At 55.8% G+C, this 20,656-nt stretch carries 16 protein-coding genes and 2 rRNA genes; 6 read left to right on the top strand and 12 right to left on the bottom strand.

Going from position 1 to position 20,656, the window contains the following annotated elements; genetic code table 11:
* Positions 1–126: 126 nt before the first annotated feature.
* Both panS and IAE48_RS11550 read left to right on the top strand, forming a co-directional pair.
* On the top strand, positions 127–1,068 hold the full coding sequence (panS, locus tag IAE48_RS11555) for a ketopantoate/pantoate/pantothenate transporter PanS (protein ID WP_200134476.1): 942 nt from the start codon (positions 127–129) through the stop codon (positions 1,066–1,068).
* Positions 1,069–1,217: 149 nt separating this feature from the next.
* On the top strand, positions 1,218–1,490 hold the full coding sequence (locus tag IAE48_RS11550; protein WP_042712605.1) for a DUF3811 domain-containing protein: 273 nt from the start codon (positions 1,218–1,220) through the stop codon (positions 1,488–1,490).
* On the opposite strand, the gene rluF is transcribed toward IAE48_RS11550, so the two are convergent.
* Positions 1,491–2,360, bottom strand: a complete 870-nt coding sequence (gene rluF, locus IAE48_RS11545) for a 23S rRNA pseudouridine(2604) synthase RluF (RefSeq protein ID WP_094419107.1) — start codon at positions 2,358–2,360, stop codon at positions 1,491–1,493. It abuts the gene before it with no gap.
* A 240-nt stretch (positions 2,361–2,600) separates the two neighbouring features.
* Between rluF and IAE48_RS11540 the strand changes: the two genes are divergently transcribed.
* Entirely contained in the window at positions 2,601–2,891 is a 291-nt protein-coding gene (locus tag IAE48_RS11540; protein WP_128483861.1) for a type II toxin-antitoxin system RelE/ParE family toxin, read from the top strand.
* 17 nt (positions 2,892–2,908) lie between these two features.
* Positions 2,909–3,187 (top strand): addiction module antidote protein, encoded by a 279-nt coding sequence (locus tag IAE48_RS11535; protein WP_042712602.1) that lies wholly within the window; start codon positions 2,909–2,911, stop codon positions 3,185–3,187.
* 28 nt (positions 3,188–3,215) lie between these two features.
* Here IAE48_RS11535 and IAE48_RS11530 read toward each other — a convergent pair whose 3' ends face one another.
* The 4 genes from IAE48_RS11530 to metH all read right to left on the bottom strand — a co-directional run bounded on the left by IAE48_RS11530 (position 3,216) and on the right by metH (position 10,189).
* A complete protein-coding gene (locus tag IAE48_RS11530) occupies positions 3,216–4,847 on the bottom strand; it encodes a Na/Pi cotransporter family protein (protein WP_200134475.1) in 1,632 nt (543 codons plus the stop codon).
* Positions 4,848–5,018: 171 nt separating this feature from the next.
* Complete coding sequence (locus tag IAE48_RS11525) at positions 5,019–5,495, bottom strand: hypothetical protein (protein ID WP_232045116.1); 477 nt, start codon at positions 5,493–5,495, stop codon at positions 5,019–5,021.
* Entirely contained in the window at positions 5,470–6,246 is a 777-nt protein-coding gene (locus IAE48_RS11520; RefSeq protein WP_200134474.1) for a hypothetical protein, read from the bottom strand. The genes IAE48_RS11525 and IAE48_RS11520 overlap by 26 nt, the downstream gene beginning before the upstream one ends.
* 256 nt (positions 6,247–6,502) lie before the next feature.
* The gene (gene metH / locus IAE48_RS11515) at positions 6,503–10,189 is read right to left on the bottom strand and encodes a methionine synthase (RefSeq protein ID WP_200134473.1); all 3,687 of its coding nucleotides are present in this window, start codon (positions 10,187–10,189) and stop codon (positions 6,503–6,505) included.
* Between the two features lie 192 nt (positions 10,190–10,381).
* Here metH and iclR point away from each other — a divergent pair, with 192 nt between their 5' ends.
* Positions 10,382–11,209 (top strand): glyoxylate bypass operon transcriptional repressor IclR, encoded by an 828-nt coding sequence (iclR, locus tag IAE48_RS11510; RefSeq protein WP_023478496.1) that lies wholly within the window; start codon positions 10,382–10,384, stop codon positions 11,207–11,209.
* 118 nt (positions 11,210–11,327) lie between these two features.
* Positions 11,328–12,344, top strand: coding sequence for a hypothetical protein (locus IAE48_RS11505; protein ID WP_200134472.1), 1,017 nt, complete (start codon positions 11,328–11,330; stop codon positions 12,342–12,344).
* On the opposite strand, the gene aceK is transcribed toward IAE48_RS11505, so the two are convergent.
* From aceK to IAE48_RS11470, 7 genes are all read right to left on the bottom strand, one after another.
* Positions 12,341–14,089, bottom strand: a complete 1,749-nt coding sequence (gene aceK / locus IAE48_RS11500; RefSeq protein ID WP_042712591.1) for a bifunctional isocitrate dehydrogenase kinase/phosphatase — start codon at positions 14,087–14,089, stop codon at positions 12,341–12,343. The two genes, IAE48_RS11505 and aceK, sit on opposite strands and share 4 nt — an antisense overlap.
* 85 nt (positions 14,090–14,174) lie before the next feature.
* Positions 14,175–15,485, bottom strand: a complete 1,311-nt coding sequence (aceA, locus tag IAE48_RS11495; protein ID WP_042712589.1) for an isocitrate lyase — start codon at positions 15,483–15,485, stop codon at positions 14,175–14,177.
* A gap of 153 nt (positions 15,486–15,638) precedes the next feature.
* Complete coding sequence (gene aceB, locus IAE48_RS11490) at positions 15,639–17,240, bottom strand: malate synthase A (RefSeq protein WP_200134471.1); 1,602 nt, start codon at positions 17,238–17,240, stop codon at positions 15,639–15,641.
* Positions 17,241–17,486: 246 nt separating this feature from the next.
* A complete protein-coding gene (gene metA, locus IAE48_RS11485; RefSeq protein WP_200134470.1) occupies positions 17,487–18,416 on the bottom strand; it encodes a homoserine O-succinyltransferase in 930 nt (309 codons plus the stop codon).
* Positions 18,417–18,549: 133 nt separating this feature from the next.
* Positions 18,550–18,978, bottom strand: a complete 429-nt coding sequence (locus IAE48_RS11480; RefSeq protein WP_200134469.1) for a YjaA family stress response protein — start codon at positions 18,976–18,978, stop codon at positions 18,550–18,552.
* A 98-nt stretch (positions 18,979–19,076) separates the two neighbouring features.
* Positions 19,077–19,192: ribosomal RNA gene (gene rrf / locus IAE48_RS11475) — 5S ribosomal RNA — on the bottom strand.
* A 92-nt stretch (positions 19,193–19,284) separates the two neighbouring features.
* Positions 19,285–20,656, bottom strand: a 23S ribosomal RNA gene (locus IAE48_RS11470); the annotation flags it as partial.

Below are 20,656 nucleotides of genomic sequence, written 5' to 3'. Positions count from 1 at the left end.
GAATATTAATCCTTAGCACGATAAACATTGGCTATGGTCGGGCTTGAACCCGGTCGTTAATAAACCCCCGAATCGTTTACGAGAACGGGGAATAACACAACACAATGTCATCGCAAGGAAATCCCCATGCTCGCAACCTTCACGCGGCTGTTCCCGCTCTGGGCCGTGCTGCTCTCCGTTCTCGCCTACTTCTTCCCGCCGACATTTGTCGCTATCGGCCCGTGGGTCACTACGCTACTGATGCTGATTATGTTCGGCATGGGCGTACATCTGACCCTCGACGACTTTAAGCGCGTGCTCTCCCGACCGGCCCCCGTCGCGGCGGGTACGTTTCTTCACTACCTGGTGATGCCGCTGGCGGCGTGGTTGCTGGCAATGATTTTCAAGATGCCACCGGATCTCTCGGCCGGAATGGTGCTGGTCGGCAGCGTCGCCAGCGGAACCGCATCCAACGTGATGATCTATCTCGCCAAAGGCGATGTCGCGCTGTCGGTGACCATCTCTTCAGTCTCAACGCTGGTAGGGGTTATCGCCACGCCGCTGCTGACGCGCCTCTATGTCGATGCCCATATTCAGGTCGATGTGATGGGGATGCTGCTGAGTATCCTGCAAATCGTGGTGATCCCGATTGGGCTGGGATTGATTGTTCACTACCTCTTCCCACGCGTGGTGAAAGCGGTAGAACCCTGGCTGCCCGCCTTTTCGATGGTCTGTATTCTGGCCATTATCAGCGCGGTGGTCGCCGGTTCCGCATCACACATTGCTTCTGTTGGGTTGATGGTGATTGTGGCGGTGATCCTCCATAACGCGATTGGTCTGCTCAGCGGCTACTGGGGCGGGCGTCTGTTTGGTTTTGATGAGTCCACCTGCCGGACGCTGGCCATTGAAGTTGGGATGCAGAACTCGGGGCTGGCTGCCGCGCTCGGCAAGCTCTACTTCTCACCGCTCGCCGCCCTGCCCGGCGCGCTCTTCTCGGTGTGGCATAACCTTTCCGGCTCGCTGCTGGCAGGCTACTGGTCGGGTAAACCGGTAGAGGGCCGTCAGGCAGAAAAGCGTAAAGCGAGTTAACGGATAAATGGAGAGCGGATCGCAGCAGGTCGATCCGGTTATCCTGACTTGGCGATAACCTGCGAGCCAATTTCCAGTTATCGCGTTCTTGCCTGCGCTTTTGACGCGTTATCGCGTAAACTCGTGACACTTCCTAAGGAGAACATGCCATGGCCGTGACCAGACTGACGCAGAAAGAGATGACCGAAAGTGAACAGCGGGAGCTTAAAACGCTGCTCGATCGCGCCCGCATTGCGCATGGACGCCCGCTGAGTAACTCTGAGGCGAACCATGTTAAGAAAGAGTATATCGATAAGCTGATGGCGCAGCGTGAAGCGACCGCGAAGAAAGCCCGCCAGGTGAAAAAGCAGCAGGCTTATAAACCTGATGAGAACAGCACTTTTTCGTGGTCGGCAACCACGCAAACGCGTGGACGCCGCTGATTAGCGCCCTTTCTTTTTCCTGCCCGGCTGGGTAAAGCGCTTACCGGCCGGTTTCGCCCGGCTTTTCTCTTCCGGCTTCGCCGCTTTTACCGCGGGCTTTTTCGCCGCCTGCGGTTTCGCATTGCTCTTCGCTTTCGGTTTGGCTTCCGAGGTGGAGTTCTCAATCAGCTTAAACAGCGCAATCAGCTCATCACCGGTGAGGTCGCGCCACTCGCCGGGCGGTAATCCGGTCAGGCTGACGTTCATAATGCGCGTGCGCTCAAGCTTGGTCACCTCATAGCCAAAGTGCTCGCACATGCGGCGAATCTGGCGGTTAAGCCCCTGCACTAGCGTGATGCGGAAGGTAAAAGGCGCTTCCCTCTTCACTTTGCACTTTTTGGTCACCGTACCGAGGATCGGCACACCTGCGCCCATCCCGCGAACAAACTCGTCGGTAACCGGCTTGTTGACCGTGACCAGATACTCTTTTTCGTGGTCATTTCCCGCGCGCAGGATCTTGTTCACCAGATCGCCGTGGTTGGTCAGGAAAATCAGCCCCTGCGAATCTTTATCGAGCCGGCCAATGGGGAAGATGCGGCTACTGTGGTTAACGAAATCGACAATATTGTCCTTTTCGCCCTCTTCGGTGGTACTGACGATGCCAACGGGTTTATTCAGCGCGATAAACACCAGATCTTCTTCATTTCGCGGTTCGATAAGTTGCCCGTTCACTTTCACCACGTCTCCGGCCACCACCTGGTCGCCAATCCCGGCACGTTTGCCGTTGATAAAGACGTTGCCCTGTTCGATGTAACGGTCAGCCTCGCGGCGTGAGCAGATTCCGCTTTCGCTAATGTATTTGTTTAAACGTGTTGATTGGGTTGGCAGCATAAGTTCTCCTCTGAAAGCGGAATATAACGTTGTTGAGCAGAAGAGAAAAATGGATTTTTGCCCCAACGGCAAAGAAATGTGCGCTAACTCGTTAAAATATATGCACTATGTGAAAGCGAGCAAAGTAGTCTGCGAGACGCTTTCCAGACTGAAAATGAATCGCTTTTTTGGTGCGCCGGGCATGCCATGATTTTGCCTTGAACAAAACGATCGTAGTTTATAAACTACAAGGCAACAGGCATGAAAGAGATAGTCCAAACCGACGCGTTTAAACTCTGGGAGTCATCATTACGCGATGCGAAATTGCGAGCGATTATCTCAGCGCGTCTTTTTAGATTGGCAAATGGCCTCACCGGAGATGTGAAACCAGTCGGGGAAGGGATAAGTGAATTACGAATACATTATGGTGCCGGTTACCGCATCTATTTTCAGTTGCGGGGTAATACCGTTGTCGTGTTGTTGTGTGGGGGGGATAAAAGCACCCAACCAAAAGACATTATCTATGCCAAATACCTGGCAAAATGTGTTTAAACCATCAGGTGATTACCATGAATAAATTAACCCCTTACGATCCCGCAGCGGCACTGGTTAACGATGAGGCGATAGCACTCTTCATGGCGGATGCGCTCGAAACCGGCGATGCGGCTTATATCGCCCGAGCATTAGGGGTGATTGCTCGGGCCAAAGGGATGAGCGACATCGCTGCAGAAACCGGTTTGTCACGCGAGCAGCTCTATCGCTCTTTCAGCGAAAAAGGGAATCCGACACTGAAGACGACACTCTCCGTAATGAAAGCGCTGGGCATTGAACTGACAGTCAAACGCTAAACTGCCGTGCCCGAAGGCACGGCGTGGATTAATACTCTTCGCGGGATTCGTCTTCGTCGGGCTGCTCCAGTACGCTGTAGGCCACCGAGCAGAAGAGCGAGTTGAGGCGCTTCATATCGCCGAGCAGGCCGAGGTGCAGCGAGCTGGTTTCAATGCCCTGCACGTTTTGCTGATGCAGACGATCGACGTGCGCATGGGAGTAACGGCGGTTCAGAATGCGGAAGCGGTGCTTGCTGCGGCGCAACCGACGCGCGCTGGTGACATCGCGGGAGAAAAAGACCGACATCGCCAGCTTCAGGTTGTTAAGCAGTTGCTCATGCAGAGCATCCAGCTCTTTCAGCCCTTCAAAGGAGAACGCGCGCCGCGCGGCGAGGGATTTATCGGCGATCTCACTGCCCATGCGCTCAATAATGTCGGAGGCCTGCTCAAGGTTGAGGGACATCTCAATCACCTCGCCCCAGCGTTTAGACTCCTCTTCCGCCAGCTCATCTTTCGGCATGCGCGCCAGGTAGAGTTTGATGGCGGTGTAGAGCACATTTACATCGTCAGCCTGCTTACGCAGCTCCTTCTCCTGACGCGGTTCGCCATGCATCACTTTATGCAGGCCCTCGAGCATCTGCTCCATCGCATCGCCCATGCGCAGCGTTTCGCGTGCGGCATTGGCCAGCGCCAGCGTTGGCGTATCGAGCGCGGAGCTGTCGAGGTGCTTCGGCTTGAGACGCGCCTCCAGTTCAGGCTCTTCGTGAATAATACGTTTACAGAATCGCGCCATCGGGCTGGCAAACGGCACCATCGCCAGGCAGCGAATAACGTTATAGAAGACATGGAAATAGATCACCAGCTCCGATTCCGGCAGCGGCAGTTTCTGCATCCCGTCAGCAAGAAGGTGAACAAAAGGCAGAATAAGAAGGCTACCCACCAGTTTGAAGAGCAGGCTGCCGAGCGCAACGCGGCGTGCGGCGGCATTGGCCCCGCTGTTATTCAGCATCGCCAGCAGACCGGATCCGAGGTTGGCACCAATCACCAGGCAGAGCGCTACCGGGAACGAGATAATACCGGCCGCGGTTAACGTCGCGGTCAGCAACACCGCAGCAAGGCTGGAGTAGCTGATAATGGCAAACACCGCGCCAATCAGCGCGTCGAGCATGATATCGCCAGTCAGCGAGGCGAAAATCACCTGCACGCCATTCGCCTGGGTAATCGGCGTCACGGCCTGCACAATCAACTCCAGCGCCAGCAGGATCAGCCCAAGGCCGATGCTGACGCGGCCAAGCTGCCCTTCGCGGGTCTGTTTACGCCCAAGAAAGAAGATCACGCCGACAAAGATCAGCAGCGGCGAAAGCCAGGAGAGATCGAAGGTCAGCACACGCGCCATCAGCGCGGTACCCACATCCGCACCGAGTACGATCACCAGTGCCGGAGTCAGCGCCACCAGATCCTGGGCGACAAAGGAGGCCACCAGCATGGTGGTAGCGTTGCTGCTCTGCACCAGCGCGGTTACGCCAATACCGGCGCAGAAGGCGAGTGGTTTTTTCTCTACGCTGCGGCTAAGCACCGTGCGTAAACGCGCGCCAAACACGCGCATGACGCCGGTTCGTACAATGTGTGTGCCCCACACCAGCAGGGCGACAGCAGAAAGAAGATGTAGCAAAGTTAACACGGAATCAGCTTCTCCTTATCGTTATGCGCTGCCTGTTATCCACCTGGATACGGCAACTTTATGAAGTAAGTATAAGGCGTTAAACCTGAGACGGGCACAGGGCGCGCAATCCGCGCCCTGTGAGTTGTAAGAATAGATGACAGTTATGTGACGGAAGCGAGGCGTTGGCGGTTAACGCGTTAAAGCGGCATCCGCGCGTGGGGTGCCGTTGCGTTTCGCCCAGATCACCGAGCCAATTTTTAACGCTTCCGACAACATAAACAGCACAACCGCGCCCCATGCTGAGCTAAATCCACTCAGATGCATCATCATCGGGATCAGCGCAACAGAGCATTTTAATGAGAATACACGGGCAATTTCCTGCACCACAAAGAAAATCATATTGATATTTTTCTTCGCCAGAAACGACCACGCGGAAAATATTAATGAAACAATTAATACAATATTAATAAAGAACATCAACTGCATTAATCCGCCCGTCACACCGCTGACGCCTAAGCGGCCATAGTTGGAATAAAATGCACTGATGTCAGAATAAAAAGGTACGTTACCGCTCTGCATCGAAAAAAAGAGATATCCGAGCAGCGCCAGCACGTCCATCACGCCCCAAAAGATAAATATTTTATTTCTTAAATTCATAATCTTCATCCCTTACGCCTGGAATCCAGTGCCATGATTTACCTGACACCGCCCAGGCATCATCACCCTCAAGATATTTCTGGTAGATCGTCCGTTTTTCGCCGTAGCGGCGGATCACCGAACGATTATAGAGGAACTCGCGCGTATCGGACGCCAGGTCTGCCGGCAGTGGCGTCCACAGCTGAATTTTATCGCGCGAGGTGTTCATATAATCTTTGCCGTCGGAGCCGAAGACGCGCCCTTCGTCGCCCATACTGGTCGCCCGGTTAAGCAGCATCACTGCCGCATTCTTCACACCGTGGAAGTCCGTTTCGCTGGTTTTCCAGTAGCCGGGGCCAAACTCATCCGTCACCGGCGCGAAATCGCTGCGGGTGGGAGCCGGACGCCCGTGTACCGCCACGCTATCTTTGAAGCCGTTAATAATCGTACGCACAAAGACGGCGCTGAACGACAGGCTCTGCACGCAGAACAGCTCAGCGTTTTCGGAAATAAAGAACGGATAGTAGAAGCGGTTGCGTGCACTGACGTTCGGCCTGACCACCACCACAATGCCTTTATCAATCAGGCTATCGATATAGTTCTCTTTTTGATGGCCCAGCGGATCGTGCGGTAAGCCATATTTAAAACCGTGATGAGGTTTAATGGTGTAGCCATCAATACTGCCTAAAAGATTATTAGGGCTGCTTTCAATAAAGTACTCTTTTTTAATGATGTTTTTTGCAATATCTGGCGCAAGGATATTCTCATAATCCTTCGGCAATAAATTTCTTTTCCTGATATCATAAATATCCATTTTATAATACTCACGTTTAATTGATGTCAGCCAAAAGCAGCGCAAAAAAGAGAGCAACTTTACTTTTTAATCTGCCTCCATCATACGCATGAAGCGGAATGAGGGCCTAAGAAAATATCATACTTTAAGAATGTTCTTAGTTCAAATTTGTATTATGTCTGCTTCACGATAGTTTCGTGAAAATGAAATGAAAAAACGGGGCAATTAACCTGCCCCGTATAATTTAATCCGCATCGTAACCTAAATGGGACGCCAGCCAGCGTTCCACTTCCGGCACGCTCATCCCCTTGCGACGCGCGTAATCTTCCACCTGGTCACGCTGAATTTGCGCCACGGCGAAGTATTTACTCTCCGGATGGCTGAAGTACCAGCCGGAAACCGAGGCGCCAGGCCACATGGCGAAGGACTCCGTCAGCTTCATGCCGGTATGTTTTTCCACATCCAGCAGTTGCCAGATGGTCCCTTTTTCCGTGTGCTCCGGGCAGGCAGGGTAACCCGGAGCCGGGCGGATCCCCTGGTAATTCTCGCGGATCAGCGCCTCGTTGCTGAGGTTTTCATACGGCGCATAGCCCCAGTAGACTTTGCGTACCCGCTCATGGAGATACTCGGCAAAGGCTTCTGCCAGCCTGTCGGCTATCGCTTTGACCATGATTTTGTTGTAGTCGTCGTGCGCGGCGTCGTAGGCGTCTGCCAGCGCGTCCTCTTCCAGCCCGCCGGTCACGGCGAAGGCACCAATGTAATCCGCTTTACCGCTCTGTTTCGGCGCGACAAAATCGGCGAGGCAGTAGTTAGCAAAGCCGATTTTTTCCGTCTGCTGGCGCAGATGGCAGCCCAGCGCCAGCAGCTCTGTGCGGGTTTCATCCTGGTAGATCTCGACGTCATCGCCGACGCGGTTCGCCGGGAATAAGCCAACCACGCCGCGCGGGTTGAGCCGCTTTTCTGCGCCGAGCATATCGAGCATCTCGTTGGCATCGGCGAAGAGCCGTTTTGCCTCTTCACCCACCACCTCATCTTCGAGGATGCGCGGATATTTGCCCGCCAGCGACCAGGTCATAAAGAAGGGCGTCCAGTCGATGTAGTTACGCAGCGTCTCAATACTGGCCGTAACTTCCTGCACACCTAAACGATGCGCGACCGGCGGCGTGTAACTCGCCCAGTCAAAGGCGAGATCGTTTTCGCGCGCGGCCTGCAGCGTTACGGGTGGCGTACGCGGTTTTTTACGCGCGTGCTGAATGCGCACCGTTTCATACTCTTTGCGGGTGCGGGCAACAAATTCATCGTGCTGCGTGGCAGAGAGCAGCGCAGAGACCACGCCGACGGTGCGCGAGGCGTTCTGCACGTAGACCGTCGGCCCGCTGTAGTTCTGCTCGATTTTGACCGCCGTATGGGCTTTCGAGGTGGTCGCGCCGCCAATCAGCAGCGGAATGGTGAAGCCCTGACGCTCCATCTCTTTCGCCACGTTGACCATCTCATCGAGCGAAGGAGTGATAAGGCCGGAAAGACCAATCAAATCGGCATTCACTTCGCGGGCGGTTTTGAGGATTTTATCCGCCGGCACCATCACGCCAAGATCGATAATTTCGTAGTTGTTGCACTGCAGCACCACGCCAACGATATTCTTGCCGATATCGTGTACATCGCCTTTTACCGTGGCGATCACCATCTTGCCGTTGCTGCTGCCCTTCTCTTTACTGGCTTCGATGTAGGGCTCCAGATAGGCCACCGCCTGCTTCATCACGCGGGCGGATTTCACCACCTGCGGCAGAAACATTTTACCCTCGCCAAACAGATCGCCGACCACGTTCATGCCATCCATCAGCGGCCCTTCGATCACTTCGATCGGGCGTGCGGCCAGTTGGCGGGCCTCTTCGGTATCCTGCTCAATAAATTCGGTGATGCCCTTTACCAGCGAATATTCGAGGCGCTTTTTCACATCCCAGCTGCGCCACTCCGCCTGCTGGGCGGCGGCACCCTCATCGGCACCTTTACTGCCGCGATACTTCTCCGCCAGATCCAGCATGCGTTCGGTGGCATCGTCGCGGCGATTAAGGATCACATCTTCTACCCCATCGCGCAGCTCGGCGGGCAGATCGTCATAAATCGCCAGCTGACCGGCGTTGACGATGCCCATATCCATACCGTTACGAATGGCGTAATAGAGGAACACGGCGTGAATCGCTTCACGCACCGGGTCGTTACCGCGGAACGAGAAGGAGACGTTCGACACGCCGCCGGAGATCAGCGCATGGGGCAGTTCACGTTTGATATCTTCGCAGGCCCCGATAAAGTCCTGCGCATAGTTGTTGTGCTCTTCGATCCCCGTCGCCACGGCGAAAATGTTGGGGTCGAAAATAATATCTTCCGGCGGGAAACCCACTTCCTGAGTCAAAATCTGGTATGCGCGACGGCAAATCTCAATCTTGCGCGCACGGGTATCCGCCTGGCCCACTTCATCAAAGGCCATCACCACTACCGCTGCGCCATAGCGGCGCACCAGCTTCGCGTGATGGATAAAGGCGTCAACGCCCTCTTTCATTGAGATGGAGTTAACAATGCCCTTGCCCTGGATGCACTTCAGCCCTTTTTCAATCACCTCCCATTTGGAGGAGTCGATCATGATGGGCACGCGGGCAATATCCGGCTCACCGGCAATCAGGTTGAGGAAACGCACCATCGCCGCTTCGGCATCGAGCATCCCTTCATCCATATTGATATCGATGATCTGCGCGCCGCTCTCCACCTGTTGGCGGGCGACATCGAGCGCTTCGTTGTACTTCTCTTCTTTAATCAGGCGTTTGAATTTGGCGGAGCCGGTGACGTTCGTCCGCTCACCGACGTTCACAAACAGGCTCTCATCACCGATGTTGAGCGGCTCAAGACCGGCGAGACGGCAGGCAACGGGCAGTTCCGGCAGCTTGCGTGGCGGCACACCGGCAACCGCGCGGCTCATCGCCGCAATATGTTCCGGCGTGGTGCCGCAGCAGCCGCCGACAATGTTGAGGAAACCGGCCTGCGCCCATTCACCGATTTGCGCCGCCATGGTGTCGGCGTCGAGATCGTATTCGCCAAACGCATTCGGTAAACCGGCGTTCGGGTGCGCGGTGACGTAACACTCGGCAATGCGCGAAAGCTCCTGCACATACTGGCGCAGCTCGTCCGGCCCCAGCGCACAGTTGAGCCCGAAGGTGAGCGCATCGGCATGGCGCAGGGAGTTATAGAATGCTTCGGTGGTCTGCCCGGAGAGCGTGCGCCCGGAAGCATCGGTAATGGTGCCGGAGATCATGATCGGCAGATCGATGCCCAGCGCGTCGAACTCCTCTTTTACCGCGAAGATCGCCGCTTTGGCGTTGAGGGTATCGAACACCGTTTCGATCATGATCAGATCGGCTCCCCCCTCCACCAGCGCGCGGGTTGATTCGCGATAGGCAGTAACCAGTTGATCGAAGGAGATATTACGAAACGCCGGGTCGTTAACGTCTGGCGAAATGGAGGCGGTGCGGTTGGTTGGGCCGAGGACGCCGGCTACATAGCGCGGTTTATCCGGCGTCTGCGCGGTCCACTTATCGGCGCTGGCACGCGCCAGCTTCGCGGCAGCAAAGTTGATCTCCGCCGACAGGGATTCCATCTGGTAATCCGCCATGGCGATGGTGGTGGAGTTAAAGGTGTTGGTTTCAATGATATCCGCGCCGGCTGCAAAATAGGCATCGTGAATATCAGCAATTACCTGCGGTTTGCTGAGAACCAGCAGGTCATTGTTACCTTTCAGATCGCAGGGCCAGTCGGCGAAGCGTTCGCCGCGGAAATCCTGTTCACTTAAACGATAGCTCTGGATCATGGTTCCCATGCCCCCATCCAGAACCAGAATACGTTCACTTAACTGCTGTTTCAGTTGCTCAACGTTGCTGCTCACACTCACTCCCGACGGCGCCAGATCAGGCCAAAAGGCCAGCAGGACATACTGGCATAAAGTCACTGGGCGGAAAAGCAACACGGGGGGAATATGAGAGAAGTTCACCATCACTCATCCGATCAGTAGAGTGAAGAGTTACGTTATACTCTGGCAAAACGAAAATCATTTCCACGATACAGAAAAGGAGCTCCTATGGTCGCTTCCGTCCCCGCAAAACGTGGCAGAAAAGCCGCCGCTCCCGCCGCGCCCGCTGGCGGGCAGGTGCAATCCTTAACGCGCGGCCTGAAATTGCTCGAGTGGATTGCCGAATCACACAGTAGCGTCGCGCTGACCGAACTGGCGCAGCAGGCCGGTTTACCTAACTCCACCACCCACCGTTTATTGACCACCATGCAGCAGCTGGGCTTTGTCCGCCAGGTCGGCGAGCTGGGGCACTGGGCGATTGGCGCGCACGCCTTTATCGTCGGCAGCAGCTTTCTGCAAAGCCGCAACCTGATGGCAATTGTGCACCCGATTCTGCGCAAGCTGATGGAGGAGTCTGGCGAGACGGTGAACCTGGCGGTGCTGGATAAGAGCGATCATCAGGCGATCATTATCGATCAGGTGCAGTGTACGCAGTTGATGCGCATGTCGGCGCCGATTGGCGGCAAATTGCCGATGCACGCCTCCGGCGCGGGAAAAGCGTTTCTTTCCCGGCTGGATGATGAGCAGGTTGGTAATCTGTTGCATCGCCAGGGGCTGCATGCTTATACCCACGCCACGCTGGTGTCGCCGTTGCATCTGAAAGAGGATCTCGCCCAGACGCGTAAACGCGGCTACTCCTTTGATGATGAAGAGCATGCGCTCGGCCTGCGCTGCGTCGCCGCCTGCATCTTTGACGAGCATGGCGAACCGTTCGCCGCCATCTCCATCTCCGGGCCGATTTCGCGCATCACTGACGATCGCGTCACGGAGTTGGGCGCGATGGTAATCCGCGCGGCAAAAGAGGTGACGCTGGCTTACGGCGGCATCCGCACCTAAAAAAGAGTTCTCTCGATAAGCGCGAGCACTCTCGCAGGCGATAAGAGGGATCTCTGATTGTTGTTCCCCCTCAGGCAGTGGCACTTTGGCAAAAATGCCCTTTCTGAGGTTCTGTTGTATGAAGTGTAATAGTCGTACGCTTGCCGCCCTCCTGCTGGCACTCCCTGTTCCGGTGTGGGCGCATGTGAAATGGTTTGTGGATTATGACGTTAAAGTCGCCCCGGCCTCGCTGACGGCGATTGCCGGTTCGCTCAGCTTTTGGGCGCTGCTGGTTTTCGCCACGCTGGTGATTTTCGCCACCTCGCTGGCCGACCGCCGCCTTCCCTCATTACCTGAGATCCCGCGTTTTCGCCCGCCGCTTCTGCGCGCCCATCGCTGGGTTCCGGTGATTATGCGTGTGGGAACCGGCCTCTTTTTTCTTATCCTCGGCCTCTTCTACCCGCATGTTATTCTCACGCCAGAGCTGATCGTGGCCAATCCGTGGCTGACCTTTATTCACCTCGCCATTGCCATCACCGCCGTGACGCGGAAAACCAGCTTTATCGCCGGGCTGCTGATGCTGTTTCTTTATAGCTATGCGGTGCAGCTTTACGGCGCGTTCCATATGCTCGATTACCTGCTGTTTATCGGCCTCGGGATCTATCTCCTCAGCCAGACCTTTCTGCCGAAAGAAAATGACGAGCGGGTGATTGCCTTTGTGCGGCTGATGCTCTGCTACTCCTTTTTATGGGGCGCCGTAGAGAAATTTATGCAGCCGAATCTCTATTTCCAGCTGCTGGGCGCGCACCCGTGGCTGGCGATGGGGCTCGACTGGGCTTTCTTTGTGCGTGGCTGCGGGTTTGTGGAGCTGTGCCTGATTTGGCATATCTACAGCGGCAAGCTGGCAAGCTACGCCTGCATTACTCTCTTCGCGCTGATTGCAGTGCTGGCCTTTATTCCCTTTGGCATCACGGACGTGGTGGGTCATTTCGCCTTTATTGTGCCGCTGGTTGCGATCCTGCTTACGCCAAGGGAAACCGTGCTATTTCGCAGCGCCGCAGCCAATACCGCCGCCTTTTTGGCGATGCTGCTGACGCTGCTACTGTTTGGCTCACTGAGCTACTCAGTGTTGCAGTACAACACCCATCTGCATTAACCCGCCTGCCGCAGCGTGCTTTGGGCGAAGCGAATGCAGAAGCGCTGGCGTTTGCGGTAGGCGTAGACATCCTCGACGTGCCCCTGGCGAATGCGCGCCTGCAAACCACGCCAGTAGTCGGCGCGAAAGAGATCGGCGTGCATCTCTTCAAACAGCGGGCCGATCTCCGGGTCGGCGCAGAGCCAGTGGCGAAACTCTTCAGGAAAGACATCGCCCGGCGCGACGCTGTACCACGGCTCGGCGCTCAGCTCATCTTCCGGGTAACGCGGGGCGGGAATATCGCGGAAATTCACTTCCGTCATGTAGCAGATTTCGTCGTAGTCATAAAAGACCACCCGGCCGTGGCGCGTCACGCCGAAGTTTTTAAACAGCATATCGCCGGGGAAAATATTGGCGGCGGCAAGCTGGCGAATGGCATTGCCATACTCCTCCACCGCGTCGCGCAGTTGCTGGCCTTTCACCTGCTCGAACCAGAGATTGAGCGGCACCATGCGCCGTTCGATATAGAGATGGCTGATGGCAATCCGATCGCCAAGATCGGTGATTTTGCCCGGCGCCTGCTCCAGCAGCAGCGCCATTAACGGCGGCGCAATCTGCCGCTTCTCCAGCACAAAATTTTCAAACTCCTGGGTGTCTGCCATGCGCCCGACGCGATCGTGCTCCTTTACCAGCTGGTAGCAGGCGCGAACGTGGGCGGCGCTCATCTCTTTTTGCGGCGGGAAGATATCCTTGATCACTTTGAAGACGCGATCGAACCCCGGCAGGGTAAACACCAGCATCACCATGCCGCGAATGCCAGGCGCTTCGATAAACTGCTCATCACTGTTAGTGACGTAGTGGAGGTATTCGCGGTAACTCTCTGTTTTCGCATGCTTCTGGCAGCCAATCGCCATATAGAGCTCGGCGGTAGTTTTGCCCGGCAGGATCTCGCGCAGCCACTCGACGGTGGCCGCCGGGAGCGGCGCATAGACCATAAAGTAGGAGCGGGCGAAGCCAAACACGATGCTCGCTTCAGCATGCGTGGTGAGGCAGGTATCAACAAACAGCTCCCCCTCATCGCTGCGATGGATTGGCAGCAGAAACGGCAGCGTTCCCGCCGGGGTGATGAGTTTACCTACCAGCCAGGCGGCCTTGTTGCGATAGAAAAGCTCGTTCGCTACCTGTAAATGCGCGTGGTTGAGCGCATCCATGCCAAAGGCTTCCAGCAGGTGAGCGCTGATATAACGCACGTCACGCGCTTTGTCCTGCCACGGCAGCCGCAGCGGCAGATCCGATAACACTTTTGTCAGCAGCGCTTCCCAGCCGCGCTCCGGCCAGAAGGCTTTCGCCAGTGGGCGCGGAATGGTGCGAAAACGGCGTTCGGGCTGCGAACTGAAGATGAAAAGCCGCTCGGGCGACAGGGAGCGATGATCAAACAAGCGGCAATAGACTGAGTTAAAGAAGCTTTCAGCAATTTCAAAACGGGGATAGTCGGGCAGCAATTGCGTGTAGTGGGCTTTTACCTCTTGCAGAAACGCCTCATCCGGATGCTGGCTGTCGGTGATACAGCGCAGCTGCTCCACCACCAGACCGACGTGGTGATCGTAGAGGTGGATACGCTGTTTCATCGCCTGCTGCACGGCGTGCCAGTCCGCCTGCTCAAAGCGCTGCTGCGCCCCGGCGGTCACTTCCAGAAAGCGCCCATACTGCGCGTCAAAACCTTGCAAAATGGTTTGTGCAATTAACAACGCCAGGCCACGCGACATGGGCACCTCCAGGGTAAAGTTCGGGTAAGTGTGTAAGCCGGAGACGCGCCCGCGCCATCCGGCAGCCACAATGCAGCCGGGCGCATTAGACGCCGAACTGCGCCTCTTCTGTCGATCCGGTTAACGCCGTGACCGAGGAGGCTCCGCCCTGAATAATGGTGGTCACTTTGTCGAAGTAACCGGTGCCCACCTCCTGCTGGTGCGAGACGAAGGTGTAGCCCTCTTTCCCGGCAGCAAACTCCGGCTGCTGCACCTTCTCAACGTAGTGCTTCATCCCCTCGCCCTGCGCGTAGGCGTGCGCAAGGTCGAACATGTTGAACCACATGCTGTGAATACCCGCGAGGGTGATGAACTGGAATTTGTAGCCCATATCCGACAGCTCCTGCTGGAAGCGCGCGATGGTGTCGTCGTCGAGGTTCTTTTTCCAGTTAAAGGAGGGCGAGCAGTTGTAGGCCAGCAGCTTGCCGGGGAATTTCGCGTGGATAGCATCAGCAAAGCGGCGTGCCAGCGCCAGGTCGGGCGTCGAGGTTTCACACCACACCAGATCAGCGTAAGGAGCATAAGCGAGGCCACGGCTGATCGCCTGCTCGATGCCAGCATGCGTGCGGTAGAACCCTTCGCTGGTGCGCTCTCCGGTAATAAAGGCGCTGTCATAGGGATCGCAGTCGGAGGTGATCAAGTCAGCGGCATCCGCATCGGTACGCGCGACCACGAGTGTCGGCACGCCGAGCACATCGGCGGCCAGACGCGCGGCAACCAGTTTTTGCACCGCTTCCTGCGTCGGCACCAGCACTTTACCGCCCATATGACCGCACTTTTTCACCGAGGCGAGCTGATCTTCGAAGTGAACCGCCGCTGCACCGGCTTCAATCATCGATTTCATCAGTTCAAAGGCGTTCAGCACACCGCCAAACCCCGCTTCCGCATCGGCAACGATCGGCAGGAAATAGTCGACATAACGTGGGTCGCCAGGCTCAATGCCGCTTGACCACTGGATCTGATCCGCGCGGCGGAAGGTGTTATTGATGCGTTCAACCACCGCTGGCACCGAGTTCGCCGGGTAGAGGGATTGATCCGGGTACATGCTGGCGGCAAGGTTGGCATCCGCCGCTACTTGCCAGCCGGAGAGATAGACCGCCTCAATGCCCGCTTTCGCCTGCTGCAACGCCTGCCCGCCGGTTAATGCGCCAAGGCTGTTCACGTAACCCTTTTTCGACTCACCGTTCAGCAGACGCCAGATTTTGGCTGCGCCAAGCTGCGCCAGCGTGCACTCCGGGTTGACCGAGCCGCGTAACTTCACCACCTCTTCCGCGCTGTACGGGCGGCGAATGCCTTCCCAGCGTGATTGTGTCCATTCCTGTTGCAGCGCTTCAATTTGTTGGGTACGGGTTTTCATATGCAGATGCTCCCTATTCTTCTCCTGGCGTACCAGGCGTTATTGATGAAGGCCGTTTGCTCAGGGTCAGCACACCCACCGCAGCCTGTTTGTCATAAGCGGGGATGGTGAACGCTGCCCTGGCCAACGTGGCAAACAAATTAGCCCGGGTAGTTACGCCAGCAGGCGGTAACCCGGCAGGGTTAAGAAATCAATCAGCTCATCGGAAGTGGTGATTTGCTCCATCAGCCGTGCGGCATCGTCGAAACGCCCGCTGCTGTAACGGTGCTCACCCAGCTCTTCCTGAATGACCTGCATCTCTTCAGCCAGCATCTGGCGGAACAGCGCTTTGGTCACCGGTTTGCCGTTGCTCAGCGTCTTCTGGTGGTGGATCCACTGCCAGATAGAGGTTCGGGAGATTTCCGCGGTGGCGGCATCTTCCATCAGACCGTAAATGGGCACACAGCCGTTACCGGTGATCCACGCTTCGATGTACTGCACCGCCACGCGGATATTGGCGCGCATCCCCTCTTCCGTGCGCTCCCCGTCGCAGGGTGCCAGCAGCTCTTCCGCGCGGATCGGTGCATCCTCTTCGCGGGTGACGAAAAGCTGGTTTTTGTGTTCGCCCAGCGCTGCGTTGAAAATCTCCATCACGCTATCGCCAAGGCCGGGGTGCGCAATCCATGTGCCATCGTGTCCGTTATCCGCTTCCAGCTGCTTGTCGGCTTTTACTTTGTTCAGCACCCAGTTATTGCGCTCGACATCTTTGCTGGGGATGAACGCCGCCATGCCGCCCATGGCAAACGCGCAGCGACGATGGCAGGTTTTGATCAGCAGGCGGGAGTAGGCGCTGAGGAAGGGTTTATCCATCGTCACCACCTGGCGATCCGGCAGTACGCGGTCCGGGTAGTTTTTCAGTGTTTTGATGTAGCTGAAGATGTAATCCCAGCGCCCGCAGTTCAGTCCGACAATATGGTCACGCAGCGCGTGGAGGATCTCATCCATCTGGAAGACGGCCGGCAGCGTTTCAATCAACAGCGTTGCTTTGATGGTGCCGCGCGGCAGGTTGAAGCGATCCTCCGTGAAGCTGAAGACTTCGCTCCACCAGGCGGCCTCTTGCCAGGCTTGTGTTTTCGGCAGATAGAAGTAGGGACCGCTGCCTTTAGCCAGCAGACTTTTATGGTTGTGGAAGAAGTAGAGCGCGAAGTCAAAGAGGCTGCCTGGGATCGCCTCTCCACGCCAGGTGACATGTTTCTCCGGCAGGTGTAAGCCGCGCACGCGACACACCAGTACCGCCGGGTCGGGCTTCAACTGATAAATTTTTCCCGCTTCATTGGTGTAGCTGATGGTGCCATTGACCGCATCGCGCAGGTTGATCTGCCCATCGATCACTTTTCCCCAGTTTGGCGCCAGCGAATCTTCAAAGTCCGCCATAAACACTTTCACGTTTGCGTTCAGCGCGTTGATGACCATTTTGCGCTCGACGGGCCCGGTGATCTCGACGCGACGGTCCAGCAGATCGTCAGGAATACCGAGGATCGTCCAGTCGCTTTCACGGATGGAAGCGGTTTCCGAAATAAAGCCTGGCAGCTTGCCATTATCAATCTCTTGCTGCTGATGAACGCGTGCGGCCAGCAGTTGATTGCGTTTAGGCGTGAAGCGCGCGACCAGGTCGCTGAGGAATTCTACTGCTGCCGGCGTCAGGATCTGCTTCTCCTGCGCGCCAAAGGGCTGGGTAAAGGCCAGTTCTTCAGTTGTGGTCGCCTGTTGTGTCATGGTGCGGTCTCCTCTTTTGGCAGCGAACTCATTTTCCAGGGCAAACGACGATCGGTTGTGCAGTTTTCGTGCAGCAGGATCAATCCTGGACAATAACTTTTCCAAAATCAAAAACAATTTCCATTTTAATTATAAATGCATGATAAGTGATTGATTAGAATGGAGATAAATTTTTACTGGGGAGTGAAGTGATTTTCGCAAACAAAAAAGGCACCCGAAGGTGCCTGTGGTCTGATGCTGAAACGCTTAATCTAGCGTCGGATTCATATGACGCAGATCGTATGGCGTGATCTGGTAGACGTAGTAGTTGAGCCAGTTGATGAACAGCAAATTACCGTGGCTGCGCCAGGAAGCGCGCGGTTTATTTTGCGGATCGTTGTGCGGGAAATAGTTGTGCGGCAGTTCAGGTTGCAGGCCCGCTTCCACATCACGGAAATATTCGCTCGCCAGCGTGTCGGGATCGTATTCCGGATGGCCGGTAACAAACGCAATGCGCTTATCTTTGCTGGCGAAGAGGTAGGCATCGCCATCTGCCGTTTCCGCCAGAATATCGAGATCGGTGTAATCACGGATCAGCGCAGCGGGGAAATCAGCATATCGCGAGTGCGGCGCGAGGAAATAGTCATCAAAGCCGCGCGTCAGCAGGGCATGAGGCTGCAGGAGGTGATGCTCATAAACGCCGGAAAGTTTATCGCTGCGGGTCTGTTTCGGAATGCCGTAGAGGATATTGAGTGCTGCCTGCACGGCCCAACAGACGAAAAGCGTTGAGGTAACGTGATCTTTTGCCCATGCCAGCACCTGCTCGATCTGCGGCCAGTAGGCAACATCGTTAAACTCGACCAGGCCTAACGGCGCGCCGGTGACGATCAGGCCATCGAAATTTTCGTCGCACACTTCATCGAAATTACAGTAGAAGGTGTTGAGGTGCTCAGCGGGGGTATTGCGCGACTCGCGTGAATCGATTCGCAGCAGGCGGACATCAACCTGCAGCGGGGAGTTGGAGAGTAAACGCAGGAACTGGTTTTCCGTCTCGATCTTTTTCGGCATCAGGTTGAGGATAAGCACCTTCAGGGGACGAATTTCCTGCACTGTCGCGCGTGAAGTCGTCATCACAAAGACGTTTTCATCCCGGAGAAGATTGACGGCCGGCAGCTCGTCCTGCACCCGAATCGGCATAACTTATATCCTCACAACATACGTTTATACGTTTAGACATCCAGACAGCTGACAATACCCATAAATGGTCTGAATGTCGAGCCTGCCGGTGGAAGGTGAGAAAGTTTCACATCACGGTTTGCGGCGTAACGCCTTAACTGATGATAGTGGGATTGTTACTGCCTGGCGGTTTTGGCTTTTTAGCCTGCTGCAGCGCGTCTAAAACCTGCGGATCGCTAAGTGGGGCGGGATTGGCGATGACATAAGGCGCGCGGCACCGGCCATATGCTGCACCGAAAGTCATTTCCATGATGGCACGCTCCTCTACCGCCGATAAACCGCCTTCGTTCATCTCCAGCGCATGGGCGAGAATGGCCAGCTTACCGGCTCCGGGCAGAGCATGCCAGAAAGAGCGGGGGGCGACTTCCAGGAGCAGATCCCGGAGCAGTTTCTCTGCAAGGAAGAAGTCGGCAACAATGATGCGCTGGTTGCTGAAGGGCTGGTGGCCGGAAGCCTGCTGCTGAGTGGCGAGATTGCGCACAACCATGCGATTTTTATAAAGCTGAACGTAAAGCGTGACCATGGCTACTTCCTTTAGCGACGAAGGGGGGATTAAAACGCGTGGAAAAAGAATAGCAAAAAGCCTCATGCTTTCGCATGAGGCTTTCGGCTTTGTTTGATGCCTGGCAGTTCCCTACTCTCGCATGGGGAGACCCCACACTACCATCGGCGCTACGGCGTTTCACTTCTGAGTTCGGCATGGGGTCAGGTGGGACCACCGCGCTAGTGCCGCCAGGCAAATTCTGTTGTCATGCCGCGTTCCGCCGCACAACTAATCTGGTATCAGCTGAAAATCTGTCTCTCATCGCCAAAACATCTTCGGCGTTGTAAGGTTAAGCCTCACGGTTCATTAGTACCGGTTAGCTCAACGCATCGCTGCGCTTACACACCCGGCCTATCAACGTCGTCGTCTTCAACGTTCCTTCAGGAGACTTAAAGTCTCAGGGAGAACTCATCTCGGGGCAAGTTTCGTGCTTAGATGCTTTCAGCACTTATCTCTTCCGCATTTAGCTACCGGGCAGTGCCATTGGCATGACAACCCGAACACCAGTGATGCGTCCACTCCGGTCCTCTCGTACTAGGAGCAGCCCCCCTCAATTCTCCAGCGCCCACGGCAGATAGGGACCGAACTGTCTCACGACGTTCTAAACCCAGCTCGCGTACCACTTTAAATGGCGAACAGCCATACCCTTGGGACCTACTTCAGCCCCAGGATGTGATGAGCCGACATCGAGGTGCCAAACACCGCCGTCGATATGAACTCTTGGGCGGTATCAGCCTGTTATCCCCGGAGTACCTTTTATCCGTTGAGCGATGGCCCTTCCATTCAGAACCACCGGATCACTATGACCTGCTTTCGCACCTGCTCGCGCCGTCACGCTCGCAGTCAAGCCAGCTTATGCCATTGCACTAACCTCCTGATGTCCGACCAGGATTAGCTGACCTTCGTGCTCCTCCGTTACGCTTTAGGAGGAGACCGCCCCAGTCAAACTACCCACCAGACACTGTCCGCAACCCGGATCACGGGTCCACGTTAGAACATCAAACATTAAAGGGTGGTATTTCAAGGTTGGCTCCACGCAGACTGGCGTCCACGCTTCAAAGCCTCCCACCTATCCTACACATCAAGGCTCAATGTTCAGTGTCAAGCTATAGTAAAGGTTCACGGGGTCTTTCCGTCTTGCCGCGGGTACACTGCATCTTCACAGCGAGTTCAATTTCACTGAGTCTCGGGTGGAGACAGCCTGGCCATCATTACGCCATTCGTGCAGGTCGGAACTTACCCGACAAGGAATTTCGCTACCTTAGGACCGTTATAGTTACGGCCGCCGTTTACCGGGGCTTCGATCAAGAGCTTCACCTTGCGGTTGACCCCATCAATTAACCTTCCGGCACCGGGCAGGCGTCACACCGTATACGTCCACTTTCGTGTTTGCACAGTGCTGTGTTTTTAATAAACAGTTGCAGCCAGCTGGTATCTTCGACTGGTTTCAGCTCCGTGAGCAAGTCACTTCACCTACGCACCAGCGTGCCTTCTCCCGAAGTTACGGCACCATTTTGCCTAGTTCCTTCACCCGAGTTCTCTCAAGCGCCTTGGTATTCTCTACCTGACCACCTGTGTCGGTTTGGGGTACGATTTCGTGTTACCTGATGCTTAGAGGCTTTTCCTGGAAGCAGGGCATTTGTCACTTCAGCACCGT

It is taken from the genome of Kosakonia sp. S57 (genome assembly GCF_016516575.1).
Lineage (GTDB): Bacteria > Pseudomonadota > Gammaproteobacteria > Enterobacterales > Enterobacteriaceae > Kosakonia > Kosakonia cowanii.
Note: the sequence above shows the minus strand (reverse complement) of the source record. Positions and strands in the feature narration are given on the sequence as shown.

Excerpts from the sequence above, each read along its gene's own strand:
- panS (WP_200134476.1), top strand. The coding sequence starts at position 127 with ATGCTCGCAACCTTCACGCGGCTGTTCCCGCTCTGGGCCGTGCTGCTC.
- IAE48_RS11550 (WP_042712605.1), top strand. The coding sequence starts at position 1,218 with ATGGCCGTGACCAGACTGACGCAGAAAGAGATGACCGAAAGTGAACAG.
- rluF (WP_094419107.1), bottom strand. The coding sequence starts at position 2,360 with ATGCTGCCAACCCAATCAACACGTTTAAACAAATACATTAGCGAAAGC.
- IAE48_RS11540 (WP_128483861.1), top strand. The coding sequence starts at position 2,601 with ATGAAAGAGATAGTCCAAACCGACGCGTTTAAACTCTGGGAGTCATCA.
- IAE48_RS11535 (WP_042712602.1), top strand. The coding sequence starts at position 2,909 with ATGAATAAATTAACCCCTTACGATCCCGCAGCGGCACTGGTTAACGAT.
- IAE48_RS11525 (WP_232045116.1), bottom strand. The coding sequence starts at position 5,495 with ATGAAGATTATGAATTTAAGAAATAAAATATTTATCTTTTGGGGCGTG.
- iclR (WP_023478496.1), top strand. The coding sequence starts at position 10,382 with ATGGTCGCTTCCGTCCCCGCAAAACGTGGCAGAAAAGCCGCCGCTCCC.
- IAE48_RS11505 (WP_200134472.1), top strand. The coding sequence starts at position 11,328 with ATGAAGTGTAATAGTCGTACGCTTGCCGCCCTCCTGCTGGCACTCCCT.
- aceK (WP_042712591.1), bottom strand. The coding sequence starts at position 14,089 with ATGTCGCGTGGCCTGGCGTTGTTAATTGCACAAACCATTTTGCAAGGT.
- aceA (WP_042712589.1), bottom strand. The coding sequence starts at position 15,485 with ATGAAAACCCGTACCCAACAAATTGAAGCGCTGCAACAGGAATGGACA.
- aceB (WP_200134471.1), bottom strand. The coding sequence starts at position 17,240 with ATGACACAACAGGCGACCACAACTGAAGAACTGGCCTTTACCCAGCCC.
- metA (WP_200134470.1), bottom strand. The coding sequence starts at position 18,416 with ATGCCGATTCGGGTGCAGGACGAGCTGCCGGCCGTCAATCTTCTCCGG.
- IAE48_RS11480 (WP_200134469.1), bottom strand. The coding sequence starts at position 18,978 with ATGGTCACGCTTTACGTTCAGCTTTATAAAAATCGCATGGTTGTGCGC.